Source organism: Candidatus Phytoplasma pruni, from assembly GCF_001277135.1.
GTDB classification, from domain to species: domain Bacteria; phylum Bacillota_I; class Bacilli_A; order Acholeplasmatales; family Acholeplasmataceae; genus Phytoplasma; species Phytoplasma pruni.
In genome coordinates this window covers 18,120-39,450 of the sequence record NZ_LHCF01000005.1, presented here as the reverse complement: position 1 = coordinate 39,450, position 21,331 = coordinate 18,120, and the positions used below count along the sequence as shown (strand labels likewise).

14 protein-coding genes and 1 pseudogene are annotated in these 21,331 nt (G+C 28.7%); 8 read left to right on the top strand and 7 right to left on the bottom strand.

Features of this window, described 5'->3' with window-relative positions; all coding sequences use genetic code 11:
* Positions 1 to 554: 554 nt before the first annotated feature.
* Together CPX_RS01300 and CPX_RS01295 are read right to left on the bottom strand one after the other, a co-directional pair.
* On the bottom strand, positions 555 to 1,727 hold the full coding sequence (locus CPX_RS01300) for an NAD(P)-dependent malic enzyme (RefSeq protein WP_053521426.1): 1,173 nt from the start codon (positions 1,725 to 1,727) through the stop codon (positions 555 to 557).
* 492 nt (positions 1,728 to 2,219) lie between these two features.
* Entirely contained in the window at positions 2,220 to 3,710 is a 1,491-nt protein-coding gene (locus CPX_RS01295) for a leucyl aminopeptidase (RefSeq protein WP_053521425.1), read from the bottom strand.
* A gap of 1,139 nt (positions 3,711 to 4,849) precedes the next feature.
* Here CPX_RS01295 and pheS point away from each other — a divergent pair.
* The 8 genes and pseudogenes from pheS to CPX_RS01255 all read left to right on the top strand — a co-directional run bounded on the left by pheS (position 4,850) and on the right by CPX_RS01255 (position 15,385).
* A complete protein-coding gene (pheS, locus tag CPX_RS01290) occupies positions 4,850 to 5,884 on the top strand; it encodes a phenylalanine--tRNA ligase subunit alpha (RefSeq protein ID WP_053521424.1) in 1,035 nt (344 codons plus the stop codon).
* A 51-nt stretch (positions 5,885 to 5,935) separates the two neighbouring features.
* Positions 5,936 to 8,326, top strand: coding sequence for a phenylalanine--tRNA ligase subunit beta (pheT, locus tag CPX_RS01285; RefSeq protein ID WP_053521423.1), 2,391 nt, complete (start codon positions 5,936 to 5,938; stop codon positions 8,324 to 8,326).
* Between the two features lie 14 nt (positions 8,327 to 8,340).
* Positions 8,341 to 9,258, top strand: coding sequence for a ribosome small subunit-dependent GTPase A (gene rsgA / locus CPX_RS01280; RefSeq protein ID WP_017191617.1), 918 nt, complete (start codon positions 8,341 to 8,343; stop codon positions 9,256 to 9,258).
* Between the two features lie 99 nt (positions 9,259 to 9,357).
* Positions 9,358 to 11,182 (top strand): annotated as a pseudogene (gene lepA / locus CPX_RS01275) (translation elongation factor 4).
* 69 nt (positions 11,183 to 11,251) lie between these two features.
* Positions 11,252 to 12,547 carry an ABC transporter ATP-binding protein gene (locus CPX_RS01270; RefSeq protein WP_053521422.1) on the top strand — a complete coding sequence of 432 codons (1,296 nt, stop codon included), beginning with the start codon at positions 11,252 to 11,254 and terminating at the stop codon, positions 12,545 to 12,547.
* A gap of 6 nt (positions 12,548 to 12,553) precedes the next feature.
* Positions 12,554 to 13,360 (top strand): ABC transporter permease, encoded by an 807-nt coding sequence (locus CPX_RS01265; protein ID WP_053521421.1) that lies wholly within the window; start codon positions 12,554 to 12,556, stop codon positions 13,358 to 13,360.
* A gap of 23 nt (positions 13,361 to 13,383) precedes the next feature.
* Complete coding sequence (locus tag CPX_RS01260) at positions 13,384 to 14,184, top strand: ABC transporter permease (RefSeq protein WP_053521420.1); 801 nt, start codon at positions 13,384 to 13,386, stop codon at positions 14,182 to 14,184.
* Entirely contained in the window at positions 14,177 to 15,385 is a 1,209-nt protein-coding gene (locus CPX_RS01255; RefSeq protein WP_053521419.1) for an extracellular solute-binding protein, read from the top strand. Before CPX_RS01260 ends, CPX_RS01255 begins: the two co-directional genes overlap by 8 nt.
* 222 nt (positions 15,386 to 15,607) lie before the next feature.
* On the opposite strand, the gene CPX_RS01250 is transcribed toward CPX_RS01255, so the two are convergent.
* The 5 genes from CPX_RS01250 to CPX_RS01230 all read right to left on the bottom strand — a co-directional run bounded on the left by CPX_RS01250 (position 15,608) and on the right by CPX_RS01230 (position 21,041).
* Positions 15,608 to 16,396, bottom strand: a complete 789-nt coding sequence (locus CPX_RS01250) for an ABC transporter ATP-binding protein (RefSeq protein WP_017191624.1) — start codon at positions 16,394 to 16,396, stop codon at positions 15,608 to 15,610.
* Positions 16,393 to 17,376: an oligopeptide/dipeptide ABC transporter ATP-binding protein gene (locus CPX_RS01245; RefSeq protein ID WP_053521418.1), complete on the bottom strand. Its 984-nt coding sequence runs from the start codon at positions 17,374 to 17,376 to the stop codon at positions 16,393 to 16,395. Before CPX_RS01245 ends, CPX_RS01250 begins: the two co-directional genes overlap by 4 nt.
* Positions 17,377 to 17,539: 163 nt before the next feature.
* Positions 17,540 to 18,280 carry an ABC transporter permease gene (locus CPX_RS01240; RefSeq protein ID WP_235443199.1) on the bottom strand — a complete coding sequence of 247 codons (741 nt, stop codon included), beginning with the start codon at positions 18,278 to 18,280 and terminating at the stop codon, positions 17,540 to 17,542.
* Positions 18,281 to 18,436: 156 nt separating this feature from the next.
* Positions 18,437 to 19,366, bottom strand: coding sequence for an ABC transporter permease (locus CPX_RS01235; RefSeq protein ID WP_053521416.1), 930 nt, complete (start codon positions 19,364 to 19,366; stop codon positions 18,437 to 18,439).
* Positions 19,367 to 19,466: 100 nt separating this feature from the next.
* On the bottom strand, positions 19,467 to 21,041 hold the full coding sequence (locus CPX_RS01230; RefSeq protein ID WP_053521415.1) for an ABC transporter substrate-binding protein: 1,575 nt from the start codon (positions 21,039 to 21,041) through the stop codon (positions 19,467 to 19,469).
* Between the last annotated feature and the right edge of the window lie 290 nt (positions 21,042 to 21,331).

Below are 21,331 nucleotides of genomic sequence, written 5' to 3'. Positions count from 1 at the left end.
TTTTCTTTTCATTTTGCATATGAATTTTTAACTTTTTTACCTAACTTATATAGCGAAGGGGTCAAATATTAGAAAAAATATCTTTTGAAACTAACAAATTATGAAAAAAACATTAGACATTTTTTTCTCTAATCAGAATATGTTTTGTTGGTTTGAAAAGATAGGAAATTATCACTTAATTTTAAGTTTTAAAGAACAATTTTAAAGACAAAAGTTATCTAAAAAAACGTGGAACACCTCATAATTTTTTTAATAATTTAACTTTTTAAATTATGAAAAAAATTATTATACACAAAAAAACAAATATTTGGCAGTTTAAAATGAATTTTATCAAAAAGAAAATATTTTCGTAAGGTGTGAATATTTTAGACGAAGAAATAAAAAGCCGATAAATAAGGTTATTAAATAATAAAATTTATAAGAGGCAAATATCGACTACTATTTTGATTGTTCTCAAAATATTATTCCTTTCTTAACTTTTTTAAAAAAAATTTTTAAAAAAGACCTTCTAAAAGGTCTTTTTTAATTAGATAATAAATATCATTGAATAAATTTTATTTTCTTACTGCGCCTGTTTTAACAGCTGCTTCTCCAACCGCTTTAGAGATAGAAGCAACAATTTGTTCGTTGAACACGCCAGGGATAATATTATTTTCGTTTAATTCGTTAACAGGAATAACACTAGCTAAAGCGTAAACCGCAGCTACCTTCATCTCTTCGTTAATCTGAGTCGCTTTATAATCAAGAGCTCCTCTAAATACACCAGGAAAAGCTAAACAGTTATTAACTTGGTTAGGGTAATCGGATCTACCAGTAGCGATAATTCTTGCTCCACCTTTTTTAGCTTCTTCAGGTAAAATTTCCGGATTTGGGTTTGCTAAAGCAAAAACAATAGCATCTTTAGCCATAGTGGAAACCATTTCACTATTAAGAATATTAGGTCCAGAAACGCCAATAAAAACGTCCTTATTTTTAATAACATCACTTAAAGCGCCGTCTTCTTGGTTTTTATTAGTTAATAAAGACATTTTCTTTTGTTCTTGGTTAGTCCAATCGCTATCACGAAGGATAACACCTTTTTTATCGTATAAAACAATGTCTTTAACTTTTAAGTTTAGCAACATTTTAGCTACCGCAACGCCAGCTGAACCTGTACCACAAATTACCACTCTAATGTCTTCTAATTTTTTATTAACCACTCTTAAAGCATTAATTAAACCAGAAGCTACAACGATAGCTGTTCCGTGTTGATCATCATGCAAAACAGGAATAGATAATTTCGCTTTTAAAGCTTCTTCAATTTGAAAACATTCAGGCGCTTTAATATCTTCTAAATTAATCGCTCCAAAAACATCAGAAATTTTAGCAATAATATTTACTATTTCTTCAGGATCTTTGGAATCTATAGCGATCGGAAAAGAGTCTATATCGGCGAATCTTTTAAATAAAATAGATTTTCCTTCCATTACTGGAATAGAAGCTTTAGATCCGATATCTCCTAAGCCTAAAACAGCCGTACCGTTAGTAATAACAGCTACTGTGTTAGATTTCATGGTGTATTTATAAAGGTCTTCGGAGTTTTGTTGAATCTTACGACAAGGTTCAGATACTCCAGGAGTATATACTAAAGATAAATCATCAAAATTATTAACTTCTGTTTTAATTTTAGCAGCCAATTTACCTTTGTGTTTTTCGTGCAAAAGTAAAGATTTTTGATTTGTGTCCATAATTTTTTCTTATAAAGTTAATTTTTATTCTAAAACAATGTTTTTTAATTGATTAGATGAAAACAAAAAAAGAAAGAAAGTTTGCTAAAATAATTTTTTTAAAAATAAATCTTTTTCCCTTATTCTGTAAACGCATATTTTTTTTAATAAACATTTTTTAAAATTTAAAAAACAACAATTATAAAATCACCTCTTTTTTCCATTTTAATTTAAATTAAAAAAACAACCGCTTTTATTATAAACCTTTTATGAAAGAAAAATTAAAAAATCCATCTGAATTTTAATAAATTAAAATTAGTTATTAAGCAAGAAGTTAAAAAGAGAGATGGATTTATTTCCTAAATAATAGGTGCTTAACAGCGTTTGCCACCGTTTCTTATGGTAAAGAAAAAACCGCTCTTATGAGTGGTTTGAAAAAACTTGGAAGAAAGAAAAGCATCATAAAAGAGCGATAAAAAAGTTTATGATTATTTTTTTGATAATAGTGTTAATTTATTTCTTTTCGTAATAATTAGCCACTAATTGGTTTAAAAGACGAACGCCAAAACCAGTGGCCCAACTGTTGTTAACTGTGCTAACTTTATCGTTAAAAGCTACACCCGCAATATCAATATGAGCCCAAGGAGTATCTTCACCCACAAAACGTTTTAAAAATTGAGCAGCTGTGATTGAACCTGCTAATCTGCCTGAAGAATTTCTCATATCAGCAAATTTACTATCAATTAAACGGTCGTATTCTTCAGAAAGGGGCATTAACCATAATTTTTCGCCAGTTATTTGTCCGGAGGCAAGTAATTTTTGCGCTAAATCATCATTATTAGAGAATAAACCAGCATGTTCTCCCCCTAAAGCAACCATAATAGCACCTGTTAAAGTAGCTAAATCAACGATTAATTGAGGTTTTACATGAATTTTAGTATAATAAAGAGCATCAGCCAATACCATTCTTCCTTCCGCATCAGTAGTGATCACCTCAATAGTTTGACCGGACATAGAAGTAACAATATCGCCAGGTCTTTGAGCTTTACCGCTTGGCATATTTTCCACTAAACCAACTACTGCGACAACATTAACTTGCGCTTTGCGAGCGGCTAAAGTATGCATTAAGCCTACTACTATAGCAGCTCCGCCCATATCGCCTTTCATATCTTCCATACCACCAGAAGGTTTAATGGAAATACCACCGGAATCAAAAACTACCCCTTTGCCTACAAAAGATAGAGGAGCTTCTTGAGAAGAAGAACCTTGCCATTTCATAATAGCTAAATAAGGAGGACAATCAGAACCTTGAGCTACCGCTAAAAGAGAATTCATCCCTAACTGAGCCATTTGTTTTTTATCTAAAAAATCTACTTCAACGCCCATTTTATTTAATTTTTTAATACGAGAGACAAATTCATCTGTTCCTAAAACGTTAGCTGGTTCATTCACTAAATCACGAGCTACATTAGAACCTTGGACTACTGCTTCCACCTTATGAAATTCTTTTTGGCAAACAGACGCTTCTTTCGTCACCACTACAACCGATAAATCATTATATATTTCAGAAAAGTCTTTTTTTGGTTTTGTATGATAACGATCAAAAGTATAACTTTTTAACATCATCTCTAAAATGTAATCCATTACCACTTGGAAGGAAGAAGAGTGGTTTTCAAAATCTGTTAAAACAACTACTTCTTTAACGTTTTTCAAAGCAAATAAAGTCGCTCTTCCTGCTTTCTTCCAAGCTTCATTCTTTTCTGGGTTTTTACCTAAACCTACTACTAATAAACGAGAAAATAAATAACCTTCAGGATGAACTAATTTTAAAACAGAACCTGCTTTGCCTTTAAATTGTTCTGTTTGACATGCTCTTTCCACTTGTCCTTGAAAATCGATAACATTAACGCCGGAAACATTTTGTTTTTCATCTTCTAATTTTAAAACCACTACTGTGCTTTTTTTATTAAAAGACTTTAATTCTGATAAAAATGATACTTTCATATTAATACGATACCCTTCTTATTGTTAAAATATTTATATCAATAAAATAATTTAATTAATCAAACAAATAAATTCAAAATTAATTATTATTTATGATTAAATTATATAACATTTATAAATAACATAACGATATTAATCAAAAAATTATTATCTTATCAAAAAAAAGATAAGATAAAACTTTTTATCCCTCTTCGCTTCGTTTCTTATATTATTAGCAAAAAAGCTTGCAAAACAAACGTATAATAAAATATATCTGAAAAATTTGGATTAAATTATGAAAAAAGGGTTTATTCTTAAAAATCAAAGGAGCGAAAAATATGAATAAATTAGAAAATTTAAGTAATAATATGTATAATAAAATTCATAAAAATTTATACTTTTTCAAAGAAAATTAGCAAAAAATATACGCTTTTTTTATTTAAAAAGAAATTTAATATGACAGAATTGCAATGGATTTATGACAAACATGGTTTTGATAGACAAGAAACACACATTTCCAAATGCGAACATCGTGGGACCAAAATATCTAATAAAAATTTGCGTTGTTCCTTTTTTTAGACAACTTTTGTCTCTAAAATTGTTCTATCGCGAAGATTCTTACCTTCTGATTTTGCCATCATTTTAAACAAAACTTCACTTACCATCATCTTTTTTAAATCTTCTTTTAAAACTTTTATTTTATCTTCTTAAGTGGGTTTTTATTGATTATTATCATTTATTCTAGAATTTTGTCTGTTTGTAGAACTCTTAGTATCTGCAAAAGCCTTTAAAGGTCCTTTTGATAACACTAAAAAAATAAACTTAATAACAAAATACGAGTGTATGTTTTTATCAAGTTTAATGGTTTTTTTCTAAAACGCTTATTTGGTATAGAATATTTTTTTCTCCTTTAAATAAACTATATAAAAAATTATATCCTTTTGAATTTAATTATTTTTTTAACCAATAAATCAACAAAAATTTTTTTCACTTTTTTTCCTGAAGAGGACTGTTTTTCTTTCTTAAAAGAAAAAAACATGCTTTTTTTAAAGAAATATTATGATATAATTAGTAAACATTATATATAATATTTATATTGAAACAAGATAAAAATTAATTTTAAAAATTTATGAAAAATAAAGGATTTAAAAGGTTATTTTATGAACCCAAACATTATTGAATTTAAAAAAAAATTAACGACTTTAGAGGATCAAATTAAAACAGATATTAGAGCTATTAACGATATTAAACAGTTATGCCAAGCCGAAATAGAATATATTGGTAAAAACGGTCAAATAGCCACTTTATTGAAGGAATTAAGAAATTACTCTTTAGAAGAAAAAAAAGCCATCGGGAAAACTATTAATCTTTTAAAACAAGAAATAAACACTTTATTTCAAGAAAAAAGCTATGTTTTAGAACAAGAACAATTAAACCAACAATTAAAAGGAGAAGAAACGGATATTTCCTTACCTTCTTTCCAATTGCCAATCGGAACCATTCATCCTTTAAATAAAATCCTAGAACAAGCGGAAGACTTTTTTTTAGGCATGGGTTATTCTATTTATGATGGTAAAGAAATTGTGAGTGATTTGTATAATTTTGAATTAATGAATATTGGTAAAGAACATCCAGCGAGAGACATGCAGGATTCTTTTTATTTAAATATTAACCCTCAATCTCTCTTAAGAACCCACACTTCTTCTGTCCAAATTCAAGCTATGTTAGCGAGTAATTCGCAACCTTTAAAAATTATCTCTTATGGCAATGTTTTCCGTAGAGATAAAGATGATGCGACTCATAGTCATCAATTTACCCAATTAGAGGGCTTCGTGATTGATCAACACACTACTTTAATGGATTTAAAACAAACTATTATTATGTTTATGCAACACATTTTCGGTCTAGAACAGAAATTATTATTCCGCCCTTCTTATTTCCCTTTTACTAATCCTAGTTTAGAAGTTGATCTAATTATCGAACAAAAAGGCGAAAAAGACGTTTATTTAGAAGTTATGGGAGCAGGGCTGATTCATCCCGAAATTTTAAAAAACGGTGGTTTTGATCCAGAAATTTTCCAAGGTTTCGCTTTTGGGATCGGCATCGAAAGAATCACAATGTTAAAATACAGCATTAAAGATATTCGTCATTTTTATAATAACGATATGCGTTTTTTAAAACAATTCGGTAAATAGTTTTTACCATCTTTTTTTTATTCAAATCATCTACTAACAAGGAGTTATCTTATGATAATTAACGAAAATATCTTAAAAAAATATATTTTCCCACTGCCTAATGATTTAAAAGATTTAGTCAATAACCATATTATTGAAGTTGAAGCTGCAGACCTTATTAACCCTAACAAAGAGTTAATTATAGGGGAAATAGTACAATTTGAAAAAATACCTCAAACAGCTAAACTTAATTTAGTGCAAGTTGATATTGGTAAGGAAGTTTTATCTATTGTTTGTGGAGCTTCTAATTTAGCGGTCAATAAAAAAGTAGTAGTAATCCAAAGTGGATCTTATTTAGATGCTATTAAAACGACTATTGAGAAAAAAACCCTTTGCGGGGTCGAATCTAACGGTATGATTTGTTCCGCTGAAGAAATCGGTTTAAATCTGAAATATTTAACAGACCAAGAAAACACCGAAGAGGGGATTTTACTTTTAGGCGATGACGCTCAAGTAGGACAATCAGCTCTAGAATATCTTCAATTACAAGGTTCTTTTGTGGAATTATCTTTAACTCCTAATAAAGCGGATTTATTGTCTCATATTGGTTTTGCGAAAGATTTAGCCGCTATTTCTACGCCCAAACAACCTCTTAAATTTATCGCCCCTTCTTATGAACCTATTCAAGAAGAACAAGAAGTTAACCCTTTTCAAGTGAAAATCAATAACGATCATTGTTGGGAATATAATCTACGTTATTTAACGGATGTAAAAGTGACTACTAGCCCTTTATGGTTAAGAAATATTTTAAATACCAGTCATATTAAACCGGTTAATAATGTAGTGGATATTATGAACCTAGTTATGATCGAATATGGCATTCCTATCATCGCTTTTGATGCTAGTGATTTAAAAAAACCCACTATTGAAATTAATCAAGCTCTTTCAGGACAAAAAGTGGTTGATGCTGAGAAGAACGAATATCTTTTAAACGAAGAAGATATAGTGATTACCAACAATAAAAAAGTTATTTCAGTAGCGGGAATAATTAATGCCGCTGAATACAACATTAATCACCAAACACGAGAAATAATTCTTTCCACAACTGCTTTCCAAACAGAAAATGTTTTTCAAACGAGTAAAAAGTTAAATATTCAAAATGAAAACGCTTTACGTTTTAAAAGAGGGATTGATCAAGCGTTATTAAAAGAAGCTTTAGATAAAGCGACTTCTTTATTACAAGAATTAACTTCAGTTAAAGTAAACCAAAAAATGGTCTCTTCTCGTCTGAACACACGTCAAAACCCTGTTTTAACTTTCTCTTTAGAAAAGATTAATAAAAAAACTGGGATTAATTTTTCCTCCCCAGAAGTCATAGATATTTTAACTAAATTAGATTACCAAATTAAAACTTCAGAAAATAACGTTTTTCAAGTGGTTGGTCCATCTAGACGTTATGATGCGAAATTTTATGAAGATGTTATCTCTGATTTAATTCGTATTCATGGTTATAATGATATGGGCGTTTCAGAACAAAGCCAATATAAAACTATTGGTTTAAGAACTAACCGTCAACAAGGTTTATATAAATTAAGAAATTTATTAGCTAATTTAGGTTTTATGGAAGTAAAAACTTATAGCTTATTAAACGAAACTCTTTTTAAAATATTTTCTGATAGTCAAGAGTATGTTTCAGTAACTAAACCTATCTCGAAAGAAAAAACCATTTTAAGACAAAATTTAGCCGCTAATATGATAGAAGTCTTAAGTTTCAATCAAAAAAATAATATCCTAAATAACGCTTTTTTTGAAATTGGTAAAGCTTATTATGCCGACCGAGAAATCATGCATTTATCTTTAGGTTTAAGTGGGTTATTTTTCAATTCCGGTTGGTTGAAACAAGATATCGAAAGTTCTTTTTTTGTGTTAAAAGGGGTCTTGGAAAGAATTCAACTCTTTTTAAACATAGATTTAAAGTTAGTAAAAACTAAGGAATATGCGAACCTTCACCCTGGTAGACAAGCTAATATTGTCCTAGATAACGAAAAAATTGGTTTTATTGGCGAGATACACCCCAATGTTAATAACGCTTATCATCTGAAAAAAAGTTTCCTTTTAGATATCACTTTAAAAGATAGCTTTTTTGATGAACCAAAACCTATCGTTTTTCAAAATATTAATAAATTCCCTTCTATCACTAGAGATTTAAGTTTTTTAATTAACCAAAATTACACTTTTGAAGAAGTATCTTTATTTTTACAACAAGAAGTATCAGATATTTTAGTCAAATACGAACTTTTAGATCTTTATCAAAATAAAGATTTATCGACTGATAAATATTCCTTATCTTTCAGGTTTACTTTTAAAGACGCTCAACAAAGTTTACAAAAAAACAATGTTGAAGAAATAATGACTAAAATAGAAGATAAATTAAAACAATCGTTTCAAGTCCAAATCAGATAAGGTGGTTCATTTTTTTGCGCAAAGGAATTATAATTGAATTTTTAGCTAAAGATTATGTTATTGTCGATCTAGAAACTGAAAAAAAAATTCATGCCCAAGTTAAAGGGAAAATACAAAATATTAAAAATAATTATGATACTGCGGATTATTCCAAAATAAAAGTGGGCGATATAGTCATGTTTGAACGTAAAAAAAACCAATTTTTAATTGATAGCATTGTTCCCCGTACTAACGAATTGCAAAGACCTAGTATCGCTAATATCAACCAAGTCTTTTTAGTCTTTTCTTTGGTAAATCCGAAGTTTCAATTTAAATTATTAGATAAATTTTTAATTATTTTGCAAAGATTCCGTTTAAAAATAATTTTAATTTTTACTAAAACAGATTTAGTGGAACCATCCAAAATAGATCTTTTAAAAGAGAAAATATCTTATTATGAAAAATTTTATCAGGTTTTTTATGTTACTAAAACTAATAAAGAGGGTTTAGATGTTTTATACCCTCTTTTCAAACAGCAAGTCACCATTTTAGCCGGACAAACCGGAGTAGGTAAATCTACTTTATTAAATTCTTTAACTTCGCTTAATTTAAAAACTCAAGAAGTTTCTAAACATTTAAGCAGAGGGAAGCATACTACCAAAAACTCGAAATTGTTTTTTTTCCATGAAGGATATATAGCGGATACTCCTGGTTTTTCGAAACTAGATTTATCAGAAATTAAAGCTGAAGAAATTAAAAATTTTTATAATGATTTTGTCCTTTTATCTGAAGAATGTTTTTTTGGTTATAGTTGTTTACATATTAATGAGAACAAATGTAAAGTCAAAGAAGCGGTAAAAAATAGTTCTATTCCTCTAAAAAGATATAATAATTACCTTTCTTTTGTAGAAGAAATTAAAAACAAAAGAACCAAATTTCAACATAAAACATGATAATTTTCGAATTTTACCTTTCTTTTAACCATAAAGATTAAAATAAAGGTAAAATAATATCAGAAACTCATTTTTTAAAGAAGAAAGTTGTTTATTGATATGAATTTTGATAAAATTAACCAAAGACAAAAAAAAATACGTAATTTTTCTATTATCGCTCATATAGACCATGGAAAATCAACTTTAGCGGATAGAATTTTAGAAATAACTAATACCATTGAAAAAAAGGTCCATGAAATCTCAATATTTAGATTCGATGGATTTAGAACAAGAACGCGGTATTACTATTAAATTAAATTCAGTGGAAATTCTTTATCAAGCGAAAGATGGGGAAGAATATATTATGCATTTAATTGACACCCCAGGACACGTGGACTTTAGTTATGAAGTTTCACGTGCTTTAGCCGCTTGTGAAGGGGTTTTATTAATAATAGACGCTTCGCAAGGAATTCAATCCCAAACCTTATCCAACGTTTATTTAGCTTTAGAAAATAATTTAACCATTATTCCGGTTTTAAATAAAGTAGATTTGCCCAACGCTGATGTAGAAAAAACTAAATTAGCTATTCAAGATACGTTAGGACTAGATACGAATGCTATTATTTCCGCTAGTGGTAAAACTGGTTTAGGAGTGGCGGAAATTTTAGAACAAATCATTACTAACATCAAACCGCCTCAAGGGGATGCTGCTAAACCTTTACAAGCCTTAATTTTCGATTCCGCTTTTAACACTTTTAAAGGAGTTATTCCTTATATTAGGATTATTAACGGCATAGTTAAAAAAGGCGATAAAATCAGTTTTATGGCAAGTAAAACTGTTTATGAAGTGATTGAAGTAGGTATTTTTAACCCTCATCCTTTTAAAAAAGATTTTTTAGCAGCAGGCGATGTAGGTTATCTAACTGCTTTTATTAAAAATATGGACGCTGTAAGAGTGGGCGATACCATTACTTTGCAAAAACACAATAATGTAGAAGCTTTACCGGGTTATCGTCAAATCAATCCTGTAGTTTTTTGTGGACTTTATCCAGCGGATACAAGTAAATACGAAAGTCTAAAAGAAGCTTTACAAAAATTAAAATTAAACGATTCTTCTTTACTTTATGAAAAAGAAAATTCTAATGTTTTAGGTTCTGGTTTTAGGATTGGTTTTTTAGGTCTTTTACATATGGAAATTACCCAAGAAAGAATTGTTAGAGAATTCGGTATCGAAGTAATTATTACCGCTCCTTCGGTAATTTTTCATGTTTTTACTAAACAAAATAAAAAAATTATTATTGATAATTTAAACAAATGGCCTAATAACCAATCTATCGAAAGAGTAGAAGAGCCTTATATTAACGCTTTTATCACTTGTCCGGAAATGTATATTGGAGCAGTCATGGAGATTTCTCAAAATAAGAGAGGCCAATTAGAGAATATTCAATATTTAAACGATCAAAGGGTAACTCTGAATTATCTATTGCCTCTTTCCGAAGTAATTTATAATTATTTTGATAAATTAAAATCCGCGACTAAAGGTTATGCATCTTTTGATTATCAATTAGATAATTATCGCCCTAGTAAATTGAAAAAAATGGATATTTTATTAAATTCTGAAGTAGTGGAAGCGTTGTCTTTTATCGTACATGAAGATTTCGCTTATAACAGAGGTAAAGCTATTTGTCAAACTTTAAAAACCATGATTCCCAAACAAATGTTTGAAATTACAATCCAAGCGGCTTTAGGGAAAAAAATTATCACCAGAGAAACGATTAAATCGATGCGTAAAAACGTGATTGATAAATGTTATGGTGGTGATGTTACTAGGAAGAAAAAACTTCTTTCCAAACAAAAAGAAGGTAAAAAGAAAATGAAAACAATAGGAAGAGTTAAATTACCTCAAAAAGCCTTTTTAGCTATTCTTTCGGCCAACGACAATTAAGATTTAAATTGTCTTAATAGCTTAAAAAGCCTAAAGGTGATTTAATTTGTTCACAAGAGGTTAAAAAACATGAGCAATTTAATCGAATTAAAAAACATTAATAAAGTCATCGATAGTCAAATTATTTTAAAAGATATTAACTTAGAAATCAAAACTAATGAATTTGTGACTTTATTAGGCCCTTCAGGATGCGGAAAAACCACTATTTTAAAAATTATCGGTGGTTTTGATGATTTTAGTAGTGGAGATATTCTTTTCAACAATCAAAGCATTGTTGATGTGCCGCCGCATAAAAGATTAATTAACACTGTCTTTCAAAAATACGCTTTATTTCCTCATTTAAATGTTTTAGAAAATATCGCTTTTGGTTTAAAAATAAAAGATTTAAATTATGAAACTAACAAAAAAATCAAAGCTTTAAAGATTAAAACTCAACAAGAGATGAACGCTTTAATTGAAGCTTATCAAGAAAAAATAATGGCTAAAACCGCCTCTAAAAAGACTTGGTTACAACGCTGGTTCAAGGTGGGTTTTGCGCCAGACATCAAAGCATTAAACCAAGAGTTAAAAGAAAAAATAAAACTGATTAATCAAGAACACCAAAAAAAATTAACTCTTTTAAAAAAAGACCTTTTAACTTATAAAGAAAAAGACGCTTTTATCAAAAAGACTGTTTTGCATTATTTAAAATTAGTTGGTTTAAAGGGGTTTGAAAATAGAGATATTAACCGTTTATCAGGTGGTCAACAACAAAGAGTCGCTATCGCGAGAGCTTTGATTAATAAACCCAAAGTCTTATTGTTAGACGAACCTTTAGCGGCTCTGGATTTAAAATTAAGACAAGAAATGCAATACGAACTAAAAGAAATTCAAAGAAATTCTGGAATTACTTTTATTTTTGTGACACACGACCAAGAAGAAGCTTTGGCTTTAAGTGATAAAATCGTAGTTTTAAAACAAGGCGAAATTCAACAAATTGGCACTCCCCAAGATATTTATAACGAACCAGCTAATAAATTTATCGCCCAATTTATCGGGGAATCTAATTTAATTCCTGGAGTGATGAAAAAAGATTTTTTAGTGTGGTTTGATGATAAAGAATTTGTTTGTGTAGATCGTGGTTTTGATGAAAATCAAAAAGTAGATGTAGTGATTCGTCCGGAAGATATTGATATTATTAAATGGGAAGATGGTTTAATCCAAGGGGTAGTCCAATCTGTTTTATTTAAAGGAGTTCATTGGGAAGTAATTATTAACAATAAACATCGTAATTATTTAATCCATACAACGGATTTTGTGCAAGTGAATAGCAAAGTAGGGATTACTTTCAATCCAGAAGATTTACATATTATGGAAGTATGGTAAACAAATATGTCATCCTCAAATACCAACAAAACAAATAAAATTTATAAATGGTTGTTTTTGCCGTATTTTATCATTATTGTTTCTTTAGTGATTGTGCCTATTTTAATTATTTTATTTGATTCCTTTCAACAATATAACGACCAAAAATTAGTCAAAATAGTTTTTACCACTGAATATTATCAAAACTTTTATAAGAATCTTAATTTTATTTATGTCTTATTGAGGTCGTTTTCGATCGCTGTTATCGCTACTTTTTTAATTATCCTTTTATCTTATCCTTTGGCTTATATTGTTTCTAAACGTCATGTCTTAATCCAACCGATCTTAGTTTTATTGATTAATGGGACTATTTGGATTAATATGATTTTAAAAACCCAAGCTTTGGTGCAAATTTTTTCTTTAATGGAAAGGTTTTTCAGTATAAGGATTTTAGAAAGCGATATCGCTATGTTTATTGGTTATATTTACTTATTTTTACCTTATATGTTTGTTTCTATTTATTTGAGTATCGTTAAAATAGATCCTAACTTGGTGGAAGCAGCAAAAGATTTAGGAGCTAACGAAAAACAAATTTTTACTAAAATTATTTTCCCTTTATCTTTGCCAGGGGTTTTAGCCGGAACTGTTTTAATTTTATTACAAATAGTTACCAATATTATTGTACCTAAATATTTAGGACCCACTACCGTTACTTCTATTAGCGAACTAATTGAAAATACCACCTTTTTAAACGGAGATATCAAAAGTGCTTGTGTAATGGCAGTTAATTTAACTTTGTTAATGTTTTTAATTTTAACTTTTTTAAAAAAGTAACAAATATAAAGGTAATAATGATTATGCAAAAGAAAAATAAAACTAATTTTTCCTCCCTCTTTTTGGTTTTGATGATGATCTTTATTTATCTTCCTATTATTTCCTTAATTATTTTTTCTTTTAATGAAAACGAAGGAAGAATTGCGTCTTTAGTGCATTTTAACCAATTTGGGATTAAATGGTATTATAAAATATTTCAAGATAATTCGATTAAATCCGCTATTATAGTTACTTTTCAAATCGCTTTCTTATCAACCTTTTTTGCTACTATTTTTGGCACTTTAGCAGCTATTTCTTTAATGAATTATAAAAAGAAATGGCGTAAAGCGATTTTAAATGTTAACCAATTGCCAATCATTCTTCCAGAAATAATTAACGCTTTAGCGTTGTTTGTTTTATTTAGTTTTGTGGGTTTAACTAGTGGTTTTTGGCGTATGTTATTAGCTCATATTTCTTTTAGTGTACCTTATGTTTTGGTCACTGTTTACGCTAAATCCTCTACTTTAGATATAGATTCAATTGAAGCTTCTTATGATTTGGGCGCTACACCCTTGCAAACCATTATCAAAGTATTTTTGCCTCAATTAAAAGGTTCGATGTTGGCTGGCGCGAGTATCGCTTTCGCTTTATCTTTTGATGATTTTATCATTTCTTATTTCGCTGGTGGAGCAGACTATCAAAATATATCCGCTTATATTTATAGCTTAAAAGGAACCGTTAATCCTACTATTAACGCTTTATCATCTATTTTAATTTTATTTGTGCTAAGTAAAATTTTATTAAATTATTTAAAATTAAGAAAAAACTCTAAAAAACATGAATAAAAAAAAATATCTTTTGTGGATCGGTCTTTTGATGGTCTTTTTTAGCGTTTTTTATTTAGCACATAAAATAATTAGAAAAGACTCTTCTCATCCAGAAAAACAAACTATTATTTTGTTTAATTGGGGTGAATTTATAGAACCCAGTCTTATAACTGAATTTAACAAACAATCAACAGACTACGTCATTAAACAAAGTTTTTTTTCTTCTAATGAATTGGCTGTTAATAAAATGAAAGCCGGGGATAAATACGATATTGCTATTTTGAGTGAATACGCGATAGAAAAATTAAACAAAGAAGATCCGAATTTATTGGAAAAAATTGATTACAATAAAATTGATAAATTTAAAGAAAAAAAAGAAATAGATAAATTGACAAAAACATTTAAAGGCGTATATGATAATAAATTACCTAAAAATATAAAACCTTACACTATTCCTTATTTTTGGGGAAATTTAGGTTTATTATATAATAAAGAAAAAATAAACAAGGATGAAATCCAAAATTGGAAAAATTCAATGATGAATCCGAAAAAGAAAATTTCTTTATATAATAATTCTTTTGAAGGTATTTTTATCGGTTTAAAGGCTACTGGTGGGAATATTAAAAACCCTACTTCAGATCAAATCATTAAAGCTAAAGAGTGGCTATTAGACTTGAAAAAAACCAATAATAAATTATCTTTTGTTACTGATCAACTTCTTGATCAAATGAAAATCCAAGGCGAAGAAAAATACGATATTTCTTTAACTTATTCCGGTGACGCTAGATTCTTAATGAAACAAAATAAAAATTTAGATTTTTATCCTTTTGATGAAGGCGACGAAAAAGAACGAGGTACCAATATTTGGGTTGATAGCATCGTGTTACCGAAAAACGCAAACACCAAAGGAGCTTATGAATTCATCAACTTCTTGTTGGAAGAAAAAAATATAAGCAAAAACGCCGAATTTATCGGTTACGATTCGCCTTATAAGGAAACAAAAGATGGCGAATTACAGATTGAAATAAAAGACGGCGATCAAATGTATCAATATAATAAAGAAACGAAAAAAGAAATAAATGATTCTTGGAATGAAGTTTACGCTCACCCAAGGCCACAAGATAATTATTTATTATTTATCAATTTATTCATTATCTTACTTCTGCTTTTATTCCCATTTATCAAATCTTTTCGTAAAAATAAAAAGGATGAATATTAATTATTCATGAGCGCCGAAAATGTCATACATTTAGTCAACTTTCGTTTTGTTAATTTTCATGTTAATTTTTGTAATAAAAACGGTTAAAAAATCACAAATTAATGGAAAAAATAAACCAAAATTTAAAAAACAAAAATAATTTTCCAAATAATAAAAAAGACCCTTTAAAAGGGTCTTTTTTATCTTTATCATATTTGGCAATAATCCTTTATATCAACAGGTTTATATACCGGTTTTTTTAAAATTAGCTAATAATGATTTAGTATAAGGGTGTTGAGGATTATGTAGGATCGCTTTAGTAGAACCTTTTTCTACCACTTTTCCTCCGTACATAACGATAATATCATCTGCCATTTGAGAAACAACCCCTAAATCATGAGTAATGAACAAAATAGAGATCTTTTGTTCTGTTTTCAATTCATTCATTAAGTTTAAAATTTCTTTTTGCACGATAACATCTAAAGCAGTAGTTGCTTCATCAGCTATTAAAATTTTAGGCTCACAAACTAAAGCAATCGAAATCATAACTCTTTGACACATGCCGCCGGATAATTGATAAGGATAGGATTCCATAATCATTTGGGGATTTTTAATTTTTACTTTATCTAACATTTCTAAAGCTTTATTATAAGCTTCTTTTTTGTTCATTTTACGGTGTAACATTAAAACATCCATTATTTGGTGTTTAATTTTAAAAACTGGATTCAGACTTGCCATAGGATCTTGGAAAATCATTGCTATTTCTTTACCACGAATTTTCTGCATTTCTTGAGCGTTAAACTTAGAAATAACTTGTTTGTTAAAAACAATTTCTCCTTGGTATATTTTTTGATTGGGTTCAAACAATTGTAAAATAGACATAGCCGTTTGGCTTTTACCACTGCCAGATTCTCCTACAATACCTAAAGTGCGTCCTTCTTCCAATTCAAAACTAACCCCTTCCACCGCTTTGATGAAACCTTTTTGAGTTTGAAAATAAGTATGTAAATTATTAACTTTTAATAAACTCATGCTTTTTTGCCATCCTTTTGACTGGTTTTTTTATTTTTAACAGTACAAGCAACAAAATGATTAGGAGACACTTCGTACCAATCTAGATCGTTTTGACCTGCTATGTATAAAAAAGAGACTTTATCAGTTTCATATGTAATTTTAAAATAATTTTCTTTTTCTGTTTCTAACTTAGGAATAGCGTTTAATAATTGTTTAGTATAAGGGTGTTGAGGATTTTTAAAAATTTTCTCTGTAGGAGCTAATTCCACTAAATTACCCAAATGCATAACCGCTATACGATCACTAATATAACGCGCTACTCCTAAATCATGAGTGATAAACAAAAAAGTCAATTGATATTGTTTTTTTAAATCATCTAAAAGGGTTAAAATTTGCTCTTGAATAGAAACATCTAAGGCTGAGACTATCTCATCACAAACGACAAATTTAGGCTTTAAAATCAAAGCTCTAGCAATAGATATCCTTTGTCTTTGTCCGCCAGATAATTGATGAGGGAAACGATTATAAAAAGATAAATCAACTCCACATTTTTCCATCATCTGCAAAATCATCTTTTTATATTCAGGATCATTTTTACTTTTCGCCATTTTATGAATCAATAAACCTTCGCCAATAATATCTCCTATTTTCAAATGAGGATTTAAAGAAGAAAAAGGGTCTTGGAAAATAATTTGTAAGTCTTTTCTCAATAAACGTGTTTCTTTATTGGATAAAAGCGTTAAATCTATTTCCTGTTCATCGTTATAATAAAAAACATTACCCGAAGTAGGTTTTTCAATTTGTAAAATAGTTTGTCCTAAAGTTGATTTTCCCGAACCAGAGCCGCCCACAACACTTAAAGTTTCTCCTTGAAAAACGGATAAATTAATATTATTATTAGCTTTTAAAACGATATTATTTTTTTTCAAAAAAGCCTTTTTTAAATCAAAAAATTTAGATAAATTTTGTGTTTGAATTAAAATTTTATTTTTTATCATTTTTTTCAAATCCTTTTTATTTGTTTAAATAAGACTTAAAACCACGTTTTTTTATTAAAAAGAAATCTTTTTAGAGGGAACCAATTATCATTCTTTTATCATCCTCAAGAAATCTTTTGGTTAGCCATCTTTTTCAGATTAGTTGAAAAAAGATTTATTATTCTTATTGTTCATTGTTAGGGTCAAAATATTCCATCAAACCAGAACCTATCAAATTAAAAGATAAACACGTTAAAACGATCACAATGAAAGGCCCTAAAAACAGATGAAAATGCCATCTTATATCGCTTTTACTGGAGCTTAAAATACTTCCCCATTCAGGAATTTGTGGATCTAGTCCTAAACCGATAAAACCTAATCCTGAAGCAGTTAGAATAGCGGATGACATGCTTAAAGTAATTTGAATGATGAAAAAAGACGTTAAATGAGGTAAAACATGTCTAAAAATAATTTTGATATCGCTCGCCCCTAACGCTTTAGAAGTTTTAATAAAATCTTTTTGTTTTATTTTCATCGTATTAGCTCTCATCACTCTGATAAAAGAAGGAATACGGGAAATAATTAAAACAATCACTAACGAAGTCATGCTTTTATTTAAAAAGAACATAATTACGATAGCTAAAATAACATCAGGAAAAACTACCAAAATATCACATACAAAATTAATCACAGTATCAAAAAATCCTCTAAAATAACCCGCCATAATTCCTAAACAAGAACCTATTATGCTACTTATTACAACAGAATAAAAAGCTATTTGTAAAGAAATTTTAGCTCCATATATCACTCTACTAAATAAATCTCTACCAGTGGAATCAGTTCCCATCCAATGGGTCCAACTAATTCCTTGTAAGCGTTTATAAGGTGATACATTAGGATTTTTGATAAAAGAAAAAAAAGGCATCACAAAAGAGAATACAATTAAAAGGGTTAAAAATAAAAAACCAATTAAAATCTTTTTATTGCTTTTGATTGTTTTAAAAATCGTATGAATCGATTGTGGTATTTTTTTATTTTTAACATTTAAATTTGATTATCCTTTCTTTGAAAATTTATGCATTTAAACTTTTTTATTTATACGAGGTTCTAATAAAGCGTAAACAAAATCTAACAATAAGTTAAAAAGGCTAATGAATAAAGCTAATAAAATGATGCTGCCTTGTAATACTAAATAATCTCTATTCTCGAATGATGAGATAATTAAACTTCCAATTCCTTTAATGTTGAAAACAAATTCAGTAATTATAGCTCCACCGATTAAATAACTAAACATTAAAACTATATGAGCCACAACAGGAATTAACGCGTTTTTTAAAGCATATTTAAACATAATATGATTTTTGGACAATCCTTTAGCGTAAGCTGCTTTAATATAAGGTTGTTCTAATGTTTCTTTCATGCTGGTTTGAGTTATTTTAAAAACCGAAACACTCACGACTAAAGATAAACTTAAAACAGGTAAAATCATCGCTTGCAAAGTGTCAAAACCTGATCTAGGCAAATGAAACATTTTTCCTAAATATAATTGCATTAAAAAAGCGATAACAAAAGTAGGAGACGACATGACAAAAACAGAAAGACCGTTTAAAAGTAAGTTTTTTTTCTTACCTTGCCAATAAGACGAAAGAACTCCGAATAAAATGCCTAATAAAGAACCAATTAAAGTGCTCAATAGCGCTAATTTAAAAGTGTTATTGAAAGCTTTAAAAAATAATTTTACGGCTGGCAATTTATCATTATAATACGATTTGCCGAAATCAAAATGAAAAAATATTTGTGTTAAGTAGTTGGTAAATTGTTTTAACAAAGGCAAATCAAGGCCTAAGTCGCGTTCTAAAACTTTTCTTTGTGCTAGGTTGCCACCTTTCAACCCTGCAATCGCACTAATAGGATCGCCAGGTATTAATTTAACGGCAAAAAAACTTATAAAAATAACAGATATAAAAATCATCATGTTATAACAAAATTTTTTTGAAATGTATTTTATCATTTTTTATCCTCAAAATTATTTTATTATTTAAAAAAGAATGATGGGTTTTTAACCCAAATATAAAAATATGTAATTCAGATTAAAACTCATCATTGTTTTTTTATGCTAATTTTTTTATTTTTTCCCAATCTATTCTAGAAAAAATATCACATGTAAAGTCTTTTATTTTAGAAGATTTTAAGAAGTGCAATTTTCCTTCGTAAATAGGTATTACATAAACTTCATCATTTAAAATTTGTTGAACTTCTTTTACTAAAGTTGTATATGTTTTTAAATTGCTTTCTTTTTGAGTTTGTCTCAATTTAGAATCTATCACTTCGCCTTTAGCTTTATCTGTTGCATCGCCTTGTTGAATGTGAGGTAAAGCATATACAGAATCCTTTAAGAAATAATCACATAAAGCTTTGTGGCCGTAACTCATTTCATGTAATTCGCCCATTAAAACCATATTATAGGAAGAAGTGGGTTCTTTCACTTCTGATAAAAAAGCATTAAAGTCAGCTGTTTCTGTTGTAACATCAAAACCAGCTTCTCTTAAACTTTCTGCTATTTTATTAGGAAGTTGAGGACTTTCTTTACCGGCGTAACCTAATTTAATTTTTTTATCTTCAGTTGATAATCCGCTTACTATTATTTTAGCTTCGTCCATATCGTATTTGCGTTTAATTTGTTTATTGTGTCCAACTAAACAGCTTGGAACGTAAGTATCTAAGGGTGTTACAGGCAATTGTAAAGCAGAAATCATTGGAGGGAAATTTAAAGCTAAACTTATCGCTTGACGTGCTGGTTTTTTTGTGCGCGCTGCATTCATATAAATTTGCAAAACGGAAGCGTTTGTATTTTCTACTATTTCTAAACCTTTAAGTGTTCCATTAGATATTTTTTCTTTTAAAGAATTAACCTTATCAGAGGGAACTTCCGTAGCTAAGTCAATTGTTCCTGTTTCTAATTCTTGTAAAGTGGTTTCAAATGATTTTTGAATTTTAACCATCAATTTTTTCGGGCTTTCTTTGATGGCTTCTTTGTTCCAATAATTTTCAAAAAGTTCAAACGACATTTTGTCATCGCGTTCATAATGAACTAATTTATATGGACCTGCACCGACTTTAACACCTTTATCATTGTCAGCTTCAACTTCAGATTTACATAAAATTCTATAACTTGCTAAAAAAGAAGTCCACCATAAAATATCATTTTTAATTGTAACTTTTACTTTTTTATCATCTAAAACATTCAAATCTTGAATAATATCTGAATAATCATTATTATTGTTGTTTATTCCTTTTTGAAGAGAATATACAACATCTTCGGTTGTTACAGGTTGGCCATTATGAAAAAAGATATCATCACGAAGAGTGAAAGTAATTTCATTCCCGACCTTAACCCATTTTTCAGCCAACCTACCAACTGTTTTTTCATTAACTTTATCCTCAACAATTAAAGTATCGTGAACGGCTGAATAAAGCTTTGCGGAAACTGAAGAACTGGAATGTATTTTGTTAGTCGGATCGAAACCTTTAATATCTGCTGCCCAAACCATATTAACAGTTTTAACAGTTTCTTTTGCCGCCTTATCTGTCTCTTTTCCACGTTTATAAAAATAAAGCGTACCACAAACTAATAAAACACTAGAAACTATAATTACTAATTTCTTACTATTTTTGATTTTTGACATATATAAAAAATGCTCCTTTTTATATTATTTAATAAATTGCTACATATCAATATACATTATATATGGTTTTTTTTTTTTTCAAGAGCGTGGAGAAAATTTATACATTTTTTTATGCCTTATCCAAATCAAAAAGGGTTAAAAACTTGTCCAAAAGGCTTGTTTAAGAAGAAATATAAACTTTTATCTCTCAGAAAGATTTCTCATAACATTTACTAAGAGTTTTTGCTAAAAATAACTCTTTTGTGTCTGCCAAAAAAGAAAAACCAGTTATCAAACAACAAAAAAAGCTA

Excerpts from the sequence above, each read along its gene's own strand:
- CPX_RS01300 (WP_053521426.1), bottom strand. The coding sequence starts at position 1,727 with ATGGACACAAATCAAAAATCTTTACTTTTGCACGAAAAACACAAAGGT.
- CPX_RS01295 (WP_053521425.1), bottom strand. The coding sequence starts at position 3,710 with ATGAAAGTATCATTTTTATCAGAATTAAAGTCTTTTAATAAAAAAAGC.
- pheS (WP_053521424.1), top strand. The coding sequence starts at position 4,850 with ATGAACCCAAACATTATTGAATTTAAAAAAAAATTAACGACTTTAGAG.
- pheT (WP_053521423.1), top strand. The coding sequence starts at position 5,936 with ATGATAATTAACGAAAATATCTTAAAAAAATATATTTTCCCACTGCCT.
- CPX_RS01270 (WP_053521422.1), top strand. The coding sequence starts at position 11,252 with ATGAGCAATTTAATCGAATTAAAAAACATTAATAAAGTCATCGATAGT.
- CPX_RS01265 (WP_053521421.1), top strand. The coding sequence starts at position 12,554 with ATGTCATCCTCAAATACCAACAAAACAAATAAAATTTATAAATGGTTG.
- CPX_RS01260 (WP_053521420.1), top strand. The coding sequence starts at position 13,384 with ATGCAAAAGAAAAATAAAACTAATTTTTCCTCCCTCTTTTTGGTTTTG.
- CPX_RS01255 (WP_053521419.1), top strand. The coding sequence starts at position 14,177 with ATGAATAAAAAAAAATATCTTTTGTGGATCGGTCTTTTGATGGTCTTT.
- CPX_RS01250 (WP_017191624.1), bottom strand. The coding sequence starts at position 16,396 with ATGAGTTTATTAAAAGTTAATAATTTACATACTTATTTTCAAACTCAA.
- CPX_RS01245 (WP_053521418.1), bottom strand. The coding sequence starts at position 17,376 with ATGATAAAAAATAAAATTTTAATTCAAACACAAAATTTATCTAAATTT.
- CPX_RS01240 (WP_235443199.1), bottom strand. The coding sequence starts at position 18,280 with ATGCCTTTTTTTTCTTTTATCAAAAATCCTAATGTATCACCTTATAAA.
- CPX_RS01235 (WP_053521416.1), bottom strand. The coding sequence starts at position 19,366 with ATGATAAAATACATTTCAAAAAAATTTTGTTATAACATGATGATTTTT.
- CPX_RS01230 (WP_053521415.1), bottom strand. The coding sequence starts at position 21,041 with ATGTCAAAAATCAAAAATAGTAAGAAATTAGTAATTATAGTTTCTAGT.